At 74.1% G+C, this 13272-nt stretch carries 8 protein-coding genes; 3 read left to right on the top strand and 5 right to left on the bottom strand.

What is annotated here, in order from left to right; all coding sequences use genetic code 11:
• Positions 1 to 15: 15 nt before the first annotated feature.
• Entirely contained in the window at positions 16 to 951 is a 936-nt protein-coding gene (locus GA0070622_RS26415; RefSeq protein ID WP_091580352.1) for an SMP-30/gluconolactonase/LRE family protein, read from the top strand.
• Between the two features lie 39 nt (positions 952 to 990).
• On the opposite strand, the gene GA0070622_RS26420 is transcribed toward GA0070622_RS26415, so the two are convergent.
• From GA0070622_RS26420 to GA0070622_RS26430, 3 genes are all read right to left on the bottom strand, one after another.
• Positions 991 to 1611, bottom strand: coding sequence for an HAD-IA family hydrolase (locus GA0070622_RS26420; RefSeq protein WP_091580355.1), 621 nt, complete (start codon positions 1609 to 1611; stop codon positions 991 to 993).
• Complete coding sequence (smc, locus tag GA0070622_RS26425; protein ID WP_091580357.1) at positions 1608 to 5207, bottom strand: chromosome segregation protein SMC; 3600 nt, start codon at positions 5205 to 5207, stop codon at positions 1608 to 1610. The genes GA0070622_RS26420 and smc overlap by 4 nt, the downstream gene beginning before the upstream one ends.
• A 312-nt stretch (positions 5208 to 5519) precedes the next feature.
• The gene (locus tag GA0070622_RS26430; protein ID WP_036374707.1) at positions 5520 to 5714 is read right to left on the bottom strand and encodes a hypothetical protein; all 195 of its coding nucleotides are present in this window, start codon (positions 5712 to 5714) and stop codon (positions 5520 to 5522) included.
• A 374-nt stretch (positions 5715 to 6088) separates the two neighbouring features.
• On the opposite strand from GA0070622_RS26430, the gene GA0070622_RS26435 reads away from it, so the two are divergent.
• Complete coding sequence (locus tag GA0070622_RS26435; RefSeq protein WP_091580365.1) at positions 6089 to 7447, top strand: CAP domain-containing protein; 1359 nt, start codon at positions 6089 to 6091, stop codon at positions 7445 to 7447.
• 79 nt (positions 7448 to 7526) lie between these two features.
• Positions 7527 to 8399: an endo alpha-1,4 polygalactosaminidase gene (locus GA0070622_RS26440; protein WP_091580368.1), complete on the top strand. Its 873-nt coding sequence runs from the start codon at positions 7527 to 7529 to the stop codon at positions 8397 to 8399.
• 52 nt (positions 8400 to 8451) lie between these two features.
• On the opposite strand, the gene GA0070622_RS26445 is transcribed toward GA0070622_RS26440, so the two are convergent.
• A complete protein-coding gene (locus GA0070622_RS26445; RefSeq protein ID WP_091580373.1) occupies positions 8452 to 9957 on the bottom strand; it encodes an MFS transporter in 1506 nt (501 codons plus the stop codon).
• Positions 9958 to 11033: 1076 nt separating this feature from the next.
• Positions 11034 to 13256 (bottom strand): MMPL family transporter, encoded by a 2223-nt coding sequence (locus GA0070622_RS26450; RefSeq protein WP_091580378.1) that lies wholly within the window; start codon positions 13254 to 13256, stop codon positions 11034 to 11036.
• Positions 13257 to 13272: the final 16 nt, after the last annotated feature.

Below are 13272 nucleotides of genomic sequence, written 5' to 3' on the forward strand. Positions count from 1 at the left end.
CGGACGCTGCGTCGCATGAAGACACTCCTCGCGGCGGCCACCGCGGTCCTGACGGCGGTGACCGTCGGCGCACACCGGCCCGCCCCCACCAGCGTTCGTCCCGACACCTACGTCGTCTCCCGCGCGCCGGGCGTGCTGCCCGAAGGGCTCGCGGTCACCCCCGCCGGCACGATGTACGTCACGAGTTCGGCCACCGGCGCGGTCTACCGGGGCGACACCCGACGGGCCGGGCTGCGCCCGTTCCTCGCCCCCGGCGCCGACGGCCGGACCAGCGCCGCCGGGGTCCGGGTGGACCACCGGGGGCGCGTCCTCGTCGCCGGCTGGACCACCGGCACCCTCTTCGTGTACGCGCCGGACGGCGCCCTGCTGGCCCGCCGCGCCGCCGCACCCGGCGCGGCCCTCAACGACCTGGCGGTCACCGGCGACGCCGTCTACGTCACGGACTCCGCCACCGGCACCCTGTGGCGCGCCGCACTCGACGGCGGGCGCGTCGGCGCCCTGGTCCCCTGGGTGGGCCCGGACGACTTCCCGGCCGCGCCGGTCTTCCTCAACGGCGTCGTGGTCGACCCGTCGGGCCGGGTCGCCCTGGTCGCGGAGCAGGGTGGCGAGCGCCTGTTCCGGGTCGACCTGGCCGACCGGTCGGTGACCGAGGTCGAGGTGAGCGGCGGCCGGATGGGCGCGGACGGTCTGCTGCTGGAGGGGAACCGGCTCTACGGGGTGGTCAACGAACCGGACGGCGTCGGCGGCACCCGTTTCCTGGTGAACCTGGCCCGGCTCGACGCCGGGTTGCGGACCGCCCGGGTGGTCGACCGGTCCCGTCCGGTCGGCATCCAGCGGTCGCCGACCTCGGTGGCACGCGACGCCGGGCGACTGCTCTGGGTGGACAGCCAGCTCTTCGCGACCGTGCCCACCCCGCCGTTCACGGTCGCCGAGGTGCCGGGCCTGCGGTGAGCGGCGCACGAGCCGGGCGGGACACGGGGCCCGTCCGGCTCAGCACGCCAGCGCCGCGCGCAGGTAACGCAGGTCGGCCGGCCCGCTCCACCGGTGCGCGGACAGGCCGGCCACCCGGGCGCCCGCCACCGCGCGGTCCTGGTCGTCGACGAAGAGCACCCGGGCCGGCGGGGTGTCCAACGCCGCGCAGGCGGCCTGGAAGTATTCCTTGGCCGGCTTGTGCACGCCGACGACCGACGAGTTGACCACCACGTCCAGCTCGTCGGTCAGGTCCAGCGCGGCCAGGTCGGCGTCGAGCAGGTCGGTGGCGTTGGTGCCCAGCCCGACCCGGATGCCGGCCGCCCGCACCTCGCGGACGAACGCCAGCACCTCCGGGTCGACCTCGCCGCGGTAGCTCTGCCACTGCTCCACGGCCGCCCGGGCCCGCTCGGGGTCACCGATCGTCGGGATCAGCGCGTCGGCGACGCTCGCCATCCACCGGGCGTGGCTGACCTGGCCGGTGAGCACCGGCTGGAGCAGCCCCCACGACATCGCGATCTCACCGAGGACGCCCTCGGGCAGCCCGTACTCCCGCTCGACGCCGGCGGCGACCGCCGGGTCCCAGCGGCGCAGCACGCCGTCGAAGTCCACCAGGAGCGCCGTGGCGCGTTCCCGACTCACTCGTCTGTCACCTGTTCCTCGTCGTCGGCCCGGTTGAGCCGCTGGCTGATCACCTGGGTCACGCCGCTGCGCATGGTCACGCCGTAGAGCGCGTCGGCGATCTCCATGGTCCGCTTCTGGTGGGTGATCACGATCAGCTGGCTCTTCTCCCGCAACTGTGCCAGCAACGTGATCAGGCGGCCCAGGTTCACGTCGTCGAGCGCCGCCTCGACCTCGTCCATGATGTAGAACGGGCTGGGCCGGGCGCGGAAGATCGCCACCAGCATGGCCACCGCGGTCAGCGACCGCTCGCCGCCGGAGAGCAGCGAGAGCCGCTTGATCTTCTTGCCCGGCGGCCGGGCCTCCACCTCGACACCGGTGGTGAGCAGGTCCTCCGGGTCGGTGAGCACCAGCCGGCCCTCGCCGCCGGGGAAGAGCACGGTGAAGACCTGCTCGAACTCCCGCGCGGTGTCGGCGAACGCGCTGGCGAAGACCTCCAGGATCCGGTCGTCCACGTCCTTGACCACGGTGAGCAGGTCCCGCCGGGTGGCCTTGAGGTCCTCCAGCTGCTCGGAGAGGAACTTGAAACGCTCCTCCAGCGCGGCGAACTCCTCCAGCGCGAGCGGGTTCACCTTGCCCAGCAGGGTCAGCTCCCGCTCGGCCTTGGCGGCCCGCTTCTCCTGCACCGGCCGCTCGTAGCGGACCGGTTCCGGCACCGGCCGGCCGTCCTTCTCGGCCAGCGCGACGTCCGCGTCGGTGGGCGGGACGAGCTGGTCCGGGCCGTACTCGGCGACCAGGGTGGACACGTCCAGGCCGAAGTCCTCGGCGGCCTTCGCCTCCAGCTGCTCGATCCGCATCCGCTGCTCGGCGCGGGCCACCTCGTCCCGGTGCACCTGGCTGGTGAGCCGCTCCAGTTCGGCGGCGAGGCGCTTGGCCGCGCCGCGTACCTCGGACAGCTCGGCCTCGCGCGCGGCGCGCTCGCGGGCGACGGCGTCGCGGTGCTCCTCGGCCCGCGCGATGGAGACGGCGAGGCGGGTGAGCGCCTCCCGGGCGCCGCCGACCACGGCCCGGGCGATCTCCGCACCCCGGGTGCGGGCCGCGCGCCGGGCGGCCGCGCGCTCCCGCGCGGCCCGCTCGGCGGTGGCCTGCCGGGCCAGCGAGTCGGCCCGGCCGGCGATCGACGCCACCCGTTCCTCGGCGGTACGGACGGCGAGCCGTACCTCCATCTCGTTCTGCCGGGCCGGCGGCACCATGGCGGCGAGCTGGTCGCGCTCCTCGGTGGACGGTTCGGCGTCGATCGGCGTGGCCTCGGCCAGCCGCAGCCGCTCCGCCAACTCGGCCAGCGCCGTCAGGTCCCGCTCCCGGGCCGCCTCGGCGCGCGCCCGGGACTCGCCGAGCCGGTCGGTCTCGGCCTTCGCCGAGCGGGCGGCCGCGCCCAGCTCGGCGAGGCGGCGCGCGGCGGCGTTGCGGTGGCTCTCCGCCTCCCGCTTGGCGGCGGCGGCGTGCTGCACGGCCTCCTTGGCGGCGGCCACCTCGGCCCGCGCCTCGGCCAGCTGCTCGCGCAGCTCGGCGGCGGCGCGTTCGGCGGTGGCCCGGTTGGTCCGGGCCTCCTCGACCGCGGCCTGCACCTCGATGAAGCTGGGCGCCTTGGCCGACCCGCCGGCCGCCGCGTACGCCCCGACGACGTCGCCGTCCGGGGTGACCGCGCGCAGCTCCGGGTTCACCGCGACCAGCTCGGCCGCGGCGGCGAGGTCGTCGACCAGCGCCACGTCGCGCAGCGCCCGGTGCACGGCGGGCCGGATCCCGGCGGCGCACTCCACCAGGTCGGGCGCCCACCGGGCGCCCTCGGGCAGCTTCGGGCGCAGCGCGTCGGCGGAGCCGTCCATGCCCGGACCGGCGGGGCTGCCGACCAGCAGTCCGGCCCGTCCGGCGTCGGAGATCTTGAGCAGCCGCATCGCCTCGACGGCCTCGTCCACGCCGCTGACCGCCACCGCGTCGGCCAGCCCGCCCAGCGCGGCGGCGAGGGCCGCCTCGTCACCGGGGGCGACGGTGAGCAGCCCGGCGAGGCTGCCGAGCAGGCCGGGCACCTGGTCGGCGCGGGCCAGCAGCGCGCCGGCGCCGTCCTTGCGGCGCAGGCCGAGCGAGAGGGCCTCCTCGCGGGCCTTCCAGGTGGCCGCGTCCTTCTCCGCCGCGCGCTCGCCGTCGGCGAGGCTGCGCACGGCGGCCTGGGCCTGCTCGTGCACCGCCACCGCCTCGGCGTGCCGGGCGTCCAGGTCGGCGTTGTCCCGGTCGGCCTCGGTGGACTGCTCGGCGACCGCGTCCAGGTCGGCCTGCGCCTTCTCGGCGCGGCCCAGCGCGTCGGTGTGCGCGGCGGCGAGCCGCTCGATCTCCTCGCCGGCACTGGTGGTCCGCGCCCGGGCGGAGTTGACCTGACCGGTCAGCCGGGCCAGCCCCTCGCGCCGGTCGGCGATGGCCTTGGCGGCGGTGACCAGCTCCCGCTCGGCGGCGGCGAGCTGCCGTTCCAGCTCCTGCCGGTGCTCGACCGCCTCGGCCAGGCGGACCTGGTCGTCGGTGAGCGCGGCGCGCAGCTCCTCCTCCTGCTCGCGGACCCGCCGCGACTCCGCCTCCAACTGCTCGGGGTCGCGGCCGGGGCGCTCGTCGTCACCGCTGGCGCTGAGGTGGCGCAGCCGCTCCCGGGCGAGCTGCTCGATGGAGCGGAACCGCTCCTGCAGGGCGGAGAGGCGGTACCAGGTGTCCTGGGCCGCCGCGAGCAGCGGGGCGTCCTCGGCCAGGGCCGCCTCCAGCTCACCGAGCCGGCCCTGCACCTCGCCGTGCTCGGCCTCGATCTGCTCCCGCCGCTCCCGCAGCGCGGTCTCGTCGGCGATCTCCCGGTCCAGGGTGGTCCGCAGCGTGTGCAGGTCGTCGGCGAGCAGCCGGAGCCGGGCGTCGCGCAGGTTGGCCTGGATGGCGGCGGCGCGCCGGGCCACCTCGGCCTGCCGACCCAGCGGCTTGAGCTGGCGGCGCAGCTCGGCGGTGAGGTCGGTGAGGCGGTTGAGATTGGTCTGCATCGCGTCGAGCTTCCGCAGCGCCTTCTCCTTGCGCTTGCGGTGCTTGAGGACGCCGGCCGCCTCCTCGATGAAGGACCGCCGGTCCTCCGGCTTGGCGTGCAGCATGCCGTCGAGCCGGCCCTGCCCGACGATGATGTGCATCTCCCGGCCGATGCCGGAGTCGGAGAGCAGCTCCTGGATGTCGAGCAGGCGGCAGGAGTCGCCGTTGATCTCGTACTCGCTCTCGCCGGAACGGAACATCCGGCGGGTGATGGAGACCTCGGTGTACTCGATCGGCAGCGCGCCGTCGGTGTTGTCGATGGTGAGGGTGACCTCGGCCCGGCCGAGCGGTGCCCGCCCGGCGGTGCCGGCGAAGATGACGTCCTCCATCTTGCCGCCGCGCAGCGCCTTCGCGCCCTGCTCGCCGAGCACCCAGGCGATCGCGTCGACGACGTTGGACTTGCCGGAGCCGTTCGGGCCCACCACACAGGTGATCCCGGGCTCCAGCTTCAGCGTCGTGGCGGAGGCGAAGGACTTGAAGCCCTTCACCGTCAGGCTCTTGAGATGCACCTTCTCGATCCTCGTCCGGTGGCCGCCGTACCGTCGCCGGCTGCGCGGACCTGGTGAACCCGCAGACTAACCCGCCGCCGGGACGCGGCCGGCACGCGACCCACCCGGCGGCCGGGGTGTCCGCTTTCCGGCCCGCGGGCACGATGCGGCGGAAACGGCAAGATCATATGCCCGGACGCAATTCCGGGCCGGATCCGCAAGATCGATAATTGCGGGGAACGGCAAAAGGGGTACGCACATGGCTGCGCGCCGGCACAGGTGTGTCGGCGCGCTTTTCGGTGTGGTGCGATTCAGTTTTTCGACAACTGGAGATCAGGTCAGTGCGGGCTCGGCCAGACGGAGGAGGTCGTCCGCCTCCGCCGCGGCCGCCGCAAGCCGATCGTTCTCGGCGCGCAGACGCGTGATCTCGAACTCCAGTGCCTGAACCCTGGACCGCAGTCGGGTGACCTCGTCGAGCAGACGCCGGTCGGGCGCTGCACCTACGTGGCCGTAGAGGGCCTTCGCCATGCTGACTCCTTGATATGCGCTGCCGGAAAGGCCGGCCAACGCGCGCCCATGATGTTCGCGGCTGCCATTCCCGGTGTATCGGGGCATGGCTGGGCGCGACTGGCGACACCTATATATTGAGCCGAACCCCCCTCCTTCGTCAAGTTGACGCAGGCCGTAGATCATCTCCACGTCGGCCGGTCCACTCGCCGGGGGGCTGCCAGAAGGCGCGGACACGCTCTGTCCGGACGCCTTTACTGTACGCCCGGGAATGTGTGAACGGCTCACCCTTGGCGTCGGGTTCGCCTTAACTCTTTCTTAGCCACGTTGCCGCAGCTCGCACCGCCCCCGTAGCGTCACCCCGGCCCGCAACCCGACCCGTGGAGGGGACAGGCGTGTATCGCTGGACCGACCCGATCGAACCGGAGGACGCCTCCCGGCGCCCCGAGCCGCCGACCGACGAGGGTCCGGCGTGGCTCTCCGACCGGCCCGAGCCGCGGTCGTCGTACCTCTTCGGGGACGAGCCGGGGCAGCCGCCCGCCGGCCACCTGCCGCCCACCCTCGACGCCGGCCGCTACGGCGACACCGCCCGGCCCGGCCACGGCCCGACCGGCTTCCCCGGCGACGCCGACCCCACCACCGTGCGACCCGGCTACGGCCCCGCCGTGCAGCCGGGACACGCCGACCAGGCCCAGCCCGGGTACGGCCCCGCCACCCAGCCCGGCTACGGCACCGCCGCCCATGCCGGATACGGCCCCGCGGCCCAGCCCGGGTACGGCCCCGCGGCCCAGCCCGGGTACGGCCCCACCGCCCAGCCCGGGTACGGCCCCGCCGCGCAGCCCGGGTACGGCACGGAGGCCCACCCGGGCACGCCGTTCGAGCCGACCGGCCCGTACGCCGCACCCCGCGACCGGTGGAACGGCGAGGAGCAGCCGGCCGGCGCCTGGGAGCAGCCCACCGCTGCCTGGCAGCCGGTCACCGACACCCCCGCCGACGACGACGGCCGGCACCGCCCGAGGCGGCGGCTGAGCCGTCCGTTCGTGATCGGTGGGGCCGCCGCCGCGGCGACCCTCGTGGTGAGCCTGGGCGTGGGCGCGGTCCTGCTGCCCGGCGGCGACGGGCCGGCCGAGCGGACCTCCGCGGACGCGCCGGTGGCCGCGGCCCCCTCGCTGACCGAGGAGACCGAGGGCGCGCCCTCGGCTGACGCGCTCGTGCCCTCGGCCAGCCCTTCGGCCTCGCCGACCACGGTCAAGCCGAGTCCGACGAAGAAGGTCACGCCGAAGCCGAACCGGTCCACTGCCCCGTCGCGGCAGCTGGAGCGCAGCAGCACGCCGAGCGGCACCACCGCCCGCACCACTTCCTCGGGCAACCTCAGTGCCGAGCTCCAGCAGGTCGTCACCCTGGTCAACCAGGAGCGGGCCAAGGCCGGCTGCAAGGCGCTGAGCGTCGACTCCAAGCTGACGCTCGCCGCCCAGCGGCACAGCCAGGACCAGGCCGACCACAAGAAGATGTCGCACGACGGCAGCGACGGCAGCGACGTGGGCGCCCGGCTCGACCGGGCCGGCTACGCCTGGCGGGCGTACGGCGAGAACGTGGCCTGGAACCAGCAGAGCCCGGCCGCGGTGATGGACGCCTGGATGAACTCCCCGGGCCACCGGGCGAACATCCTGAACTGCTCGTTCACCGAGATCGGGGTGGGCGTGGCGCGCAGCAACGGACCGTACTGGACGCAGGACTTCGGCACCCCGCGTTGAGCGGTCGCGTCGTGACCGGGTCGGCGCTCGTTGACCGGTCGGGGGCGGCGTCGGGCCGCCCGCGTCCGGGGAGCTGTCGATGCGGATCCGGCCGGTGTGTGCCGTGCCGCGCTCCCGGCCGGCCCGCGTCCGCCGACGTGGACCGCGCCGGGGCGTGGCGCTGGCGCTGACCGCGCTGCTCCTCGCCCCGGTCCCGGCGTGCCGCGAGGCGGTCACCGTCCCGCCCGGCGCCCCCACCCCCTGGCCGGCCGCGCTGGCCGACCGGTGGCGGTGGCAGTGGCAGCTCACCGCGCCGGTGGACGTGACCGTGGACGCCGACGTCTTCCTCCTCGACCCGGTCGCCACCACCTCGACCGAGACCGCCGCGCTGCGGGCCAAGGGTCGCCGGCTCGTCTGCCAGGTCCGCGTCGGCACGTACGCGACCGGCGACCCGGACGCCACCCGCTTCCCCGCCGCCGTGCGCGGCGCGGCGGTGCCGGGGCGGGCCGGGAGCCGGTTCCTGGACGTCCGGCGGTGGGACTCGCTCGCGCCCGTGCTGGCCGACCGGTTCCGCCTCTGCCGGGGCAAGGGCTTCGGCGCGGTGGCGCTTGCGGACGCGGACGGCTACCGGCACCGCAGCGGCTTCCCGCTCGGCTTCGACGACCAGTTGCTGTTCAACCGCCGCCTGGCCGGGCTGGCCCGGCAGCTCGACCTCTCCCCCGGCCTGGTCGACGATCTGGCGCAGGTGGCCGCGCTGGCCCCCGACTTCGACTTCGCGGTCAACCAGGAGTGCGTACGCCGCCGCGAGTGCGCGAAGCTGCTGCCGTTCGCCGACGCGCACAAGCCGGTGTTCCACGTCGAGTACACCGGCGACCCGGTCGACTTCTGCGTGACCACGGTCGGCTACGGCTTCGCCTCGATCCGCAAGGACCGCACGCTCGACGCCTGGCGCGAGCCCTGCCCGCTGCCGTGACACGACGCCGCCCCCGCCAAGGTGGGCGGGGGCGGCGTCTGCCGTGACGGGGTCAGCCGGCGGTCGCGCCGGTGGCCGGGGTGGGCGTGCCCGCGCCGCGCTGCGACGGCAGATCGGGGTGTTCGGCGCTGAGCGGGGTGGCCAGGTCCTCCAGGGACCTGCCCTCGGCCTTGACGCCGAGGCCCAGCTCCACCAGACCACCGATGATCATGATGCTGGCGCCGATGACGAAGGCCAGCACGGTGTCGCCGACCTGGCCACTGCCGACCAGCTTGGCGAAGAGCAGCGGACCGGTGATGCCGCCGGCGGCGGTGCCGATCGCGTAGAAGAACGCGATCGCCATGGCCCGGGTCTCCATCGGGAAGATCTCGCTGACCGTCAGGTAGGCGGCGCTGGCGCCGGCCGAGGCGAAGAAGAGCACCACGCACCAGCAGGCGGTCATGGTCACCGCGGTGAGCACACCGGAGTGGAACAGCCAGGCGGTGCCGAGCAGCAGCACGCCCGAGCCGATGTACGAGCCGGCGATCATCGGCACCCGACCGACGGTGTCGAAGAGTCGGCCCAGCAGCAGCGGCCCGAGCAGGTTGCCGACCGCGATCACCGCGAAGTAGTAGCCGCTGTTGCCCGGCGGGACGTCGAAGAAGGTCTGCAGGATCTGGGCGAAGCCGAACGTGATCGCGTTGTAGAGGAACGCCTGGCCGATGAAGAGCGAGAAGCCCAGCGTGGCCCGCTTCGGATAGCGACGGAACAGCGTCTTGGCGATCTCCAGGAAGTTCGTGCTCTTCCGCTGCCGGATCTCGATGTAGTTGTCGGCCTCGGCGAGGTCCTTGCCGGTCTCCCGCTTCACCTCGGCCTCGACCGAGTCGACGAGGTGGTTCGCCTCGTCCGCCCGGCCGTGGATGAACAACCAGCGCGGACTCTCCGGCACGTGCCGGCGGACCAGCAGGATCACCACGCCGAGCACCGCGCCCAGGCCGAACGCCACCCGCCAGCCGAGGTTGGTCGGCAGGCCGTTGAGCAGCGGTACGGTCAGCAGCGCGCCGAGCGCGGCGCCGAGCCAGAACGTGCCGTTGATGATGATGTCGATCCGGCCGCGGTGACGGGCCGGGATCAGCTCGTCGATCGCCGAGTTGATGGCGGCGTACTCACCGCCGATGCCCATGCCGGTGAGGAACCGGAACAGGAAGAACCACCAGGTGTCGAACGAGAGCGCGGTCAGCGCGGTGGCGACCAGGTAGAGCCCGAGGGTCAGCAGGAACAGCTTCTTGCGGCCGAACCGGTCGGTGAGCCACCCGAAGAACAGCGCACCGGTGCAGGCGCCGGCCACGTAGAGGGCGGCGGCGAGGCCGGTGACCTGACTCTGCGTGATGCTCAGGCCGCTGCCGGGCTCGGCCAGCTTGCCGGAGAGGTTGCCGACGATGGTCACCTCGAGGCCGTCGAGGATCCACACCGTGCCCAGACCGATCACGATCATCCAGTGCCAGCGGGACCACGGCAGCCGGTCGAGGCGGGCCGGGACGTTGGTCCGTACGGTGCCGGTCGACACGTCGGTGCTCATGACGCGCTCCGGGAGGAGGAGGAAGCCGGGGCGCGACGACGGGCCGCCGGCGTGAGCTGTTCGTCCATGGCGGCCCACATGCCCCGCTGCCCGCGGCGTTAATCCTGTCCGCTCCCGCCCTCGGTCACGACTCCCGCAGCTGGTCCCGGCCGTCCGACGGCCGACGGGATCACGAGGCGGCCAACGCTCTCCGCAGCTCCCCGGCAGTCGTCCCGGCCGGCCGCCGCCCGGCGCCGTGACCTCCCGGCAGTCGTCCCGGCGACGGACGGCCGGCACGGTCGCGAGACGGCTCTGCGCGACTCCCCGGCAGTCGTCCCGACCGACGGACCCCCGGCACGGTTCGCCGCCGACACTCTCCGCAACTTCCCGGCAGTCGTCCCGGCTCACGGGCGCCTGGCACGATCACGAGGCGGTCGACACTCTCCACAGCTTCCCGGCAGTCGTCCCGGCCGACCGCCGCCGAAGTCATGAGGCCACCGGCACTCGCCGTGACCTCCCGACAAGAGGGAAGAAGAGAGCGATATACCTCAGAGTCATAATTATGACTCTGAGGTATATCACCCAAAGCCGATGTGCCTTCGTGGCTGGCACCGGAGAAGCGGAGATCGAGTCGGCAAACGACCGGAGCCGATCAGGACCACGGCCGGATCAAGGCCAGGACCGCGAGCCGCCAGCCGAGGGCCAGGAGCTAAGGGCCAGAGGCCAGGGCCGAAGACTGAGGGCCAGGGCCGAAGACTGAGGGCCAGGGCCGAAGACTGAGGGCTTGGCTGGGGGCTGGGGGCTTGGCTGGGGGCTGGGGGCAGAGGGCTGGGGGCAGAGGGCTGGGCTGAGGGCCTGGGCAGGGGGCTGAGGGCCTGGGCCGAGGGCTGGGTTCGGGGAGCCAAGGGCCGGGGAGCCAAGGGCCGCGAAGCCAAGGGCCGCGAAGCCAAGGGCCGCGAAGCCAAGGGCTGGGGGCGGAGGACGGGGAGGCAGGACAAGGGCTGGAGGCACGACGGGGGCGGAGCCACGACGGGGGCAGGGGCAGGCCCAGGGACAGCGCCCCGGCCGAGACCGGCCGGGGCGCTGGGTTGGTCGGCTCAGCGGGCGCCGACCAGTTCCGGGGCCGGCGCGGGCGGCGGCTCGGCCGGCGGGACGGTCGGCCTGCGGCGCAGGAAGCGCGGCGCCCACCAGTTCGCGTCGCCCAGCAGCGTCATCAGCGACGGCAGCACCACCGCCCGGATGATCGTGGCGTCCAGCAGGATCGCCGCCGCCAGCCCGATGCCGAGCTGCTTGAAGTCGATCATGCTGAGCGTCGCGAAGATCGAGAAGACCCCGACCATCACGACCGCCGCACTGGTCACCACCCCGGCCGAGGAGGTGATCCCGTGTGCGACCGCCTCCCGGTTGGGCATCCCGCGGTCGACCGCCTCACGGATCCGGCTGACCACGAAGACGTGGTAGTCCATCGACAACCCGAACAGCACCACGAACAGGAACAGCGGCAGCCAGGTGACGATCGCGTCCATCGAGGTGAAGCCGAGCAGCCCCTCCGCCCACTCGCCCTGGAAGACCAGCACCAGCAGCCCGTACGCGGCGCCGGCGGAGAGCAGGTTCAGCAGGATCGAGGTGAGCGCCACCACCACCGACCGGAACGTCCACGCCATCACCAGGAACGTCAGCGCCAGCACGAACGCCGCGACCACCGGCAGCTTCGCCCAGATGTGGTCGGCGTAGTCCTCGCTGGCGGCCACCCCGCCGCCGACCGCGTACTCCACGCCGGGGATGCCGCCCAGCGCGGCCGGGACCAGGTCGTCGCGCAGCTCGTGCAGGGACCGGGACGCCTCGGCGGACCGGCTGGCGTACGGAGTGGCCACGTCCAGCACCGACACCCGCCGGTCCGCCGACACCCTGATCTCCGGGCCGTCCCCCTCGGCCGGCGCGAAGAGCGGGTCGGTGGCGGTCCGGCCGGCGAGGCCGGTCAGCGCGGCGCGCACCCGGTCGGCCTGGTCGGCGGGCGCGCGCACGGCCACCGTGTGGTTGGTGCCGTTGCTCGGGTACGCGGCGGTCAGCCGGTCGTACGCCTGCATCGCGGCGGTGGTGCGGGGCACGTCCTCGGCGCCGGGGAACTTCAGCTTCATGCCGAGCGCCGGCGCGGCCAGGGCGAGCAGCAGGGCGACCGAGACCAGCAGGGTGGCCACCGGCGCGCGCAGCGCGGGCCGGAGCACGGCCGGCCAGAACCGGGGCGCGGCCGGCTGCCCGTGCCGCCCGGTACGCGGGGCGGTGAGCCGCCACAGCAGCGGCACCCGGGGCCGGTCCACCCAGCGGCCGAGCTTGGCCAGCAGCGCCGGCAGCACGGTCAGCGAGCCGATCACCGCGACCGCCACCACAAGGATCGAGCCGACGGCCAGCGACGAGAAGATCGCGTCCTGGGCCAGCAGCAGGCCGCCCATGGAGATGATCACGGCGGTGCCGGAGACCACCACGGCGTGCCCGGAGGTCTCCGCCGCGATCTCCACCGCGTCCAGGCCGGACCGCCCCTTGGCCCGTTCCTCCCGTTCCCGCCGCACGTAGAACAGCGAGTAGTCCACGCCGACCGCCATGCCGATGAGCAGGATGACGCTGGCCGTGGTGTCGGTGGCGGGCACCAGGTGCGAGGCGAGCGTGGAGAGCCCCATCGCGGCGGCCACCGAGGAGAGCGCGAGCAGCACCGGCACGCCGGCGGCGATCAGCGCGCCGAACGCGATGATCAGGATCGCCAGGGTAACCGGCAGGCTGAGCAGCTCCGCCCGCTTGAAGTCCTTGCCGAGGGTGTCGTCGAGCGCCTTGTCGATGGACGGGCCGCCGACCTGCTCCACCCGTAGCTGCGGGTGCGCCTCCTGCACCCGCGCGGTGGTGTCCCGCAGCGGCTGGACCCGGTCCCCCGCGGTCTCCGGGTCGCCGGCCATGGTGATCGGCACCAGCAACGCGCCGCCGTCGCGCGACGGCAGCGGCGTACCGACCGAGGCGACGCCGTCGACCTGCCGCAGCCGGTCCGTCGCGTCCTGCGCGGCGGCCTTCGCGGCGGCCGGGTCGAGCGCGCCCGAGCGGGCCGTGATCAGCACGTTCTCGGTGGCCGGCTGGTGGAACCCGCCGCTGTCCACGATCAGCTCGGCCTGCCCGAACTCACCGATCGCCTGGTCGGCGTCGGTGGCCTCGTTCAACCCGGCGGCGGTGCCGCCGACGAAGCACACCGCCACGAAGACCACCCACAGCGCGATGGCCCGCCACGGATGCTCCGCACTCCACCGCGCCAACCGCACGGTCACCGGTCGCCTGCCCATATCCGGGTCCCCCTCC

Origin of the sequence: Micromonospora sediminicola (genome assembly GCF_900089585.1) — a bacterium.
GTDB lineage: Bacteria > Actinomycetota > Actinomycetes > Mycobacteriales > Micromonosporaceae > Micromonospora > Micromonospora sediminicola.

What these genes read in the sequence shown, in the direction of transcription:
- GA0070622_RS26440 (WP_091580368.1), top strand. Translation starts at nt 7,527, where the DNA reads ATGCGGATCCGGCCGGTGTGTGCCGTGCCGCGCTCCCGGCCGGCCCGC.
- GA0070622_RS26430 (WP_036374707.1), bottom strand. Translation starts at nt 5,714, where the DNA reads ATGGCGAAGGCCCTCTACGGCCACGTAGGTGCAGCGCCCGACCGGCGT.
- GA0070622_RS26450 (WP_091580378.1), bottom strand. Translation starts at nt 13,256, where the DNA reads ATGGGCAGGCGACCGGTGACCGTGCGGTTGGCGCGGTGGAGTGCGGAG.
- GA0070622_RS26415 (WP_091580352.1), top strand. Translation starts at nt 16, where the DNA reads ATGAAGACACTCCTCGCGGCGGCCACCGCGGTCCTGACGGCGGTGACC.
- GA0070622_RS26445 (WP_091580373.1), bottom strand. Translation starts at nt 9,957, where the DNA reads ATGAGCACCGACGTGTCGACCGGCACCGTACGGACCAACGTCCCGGCC.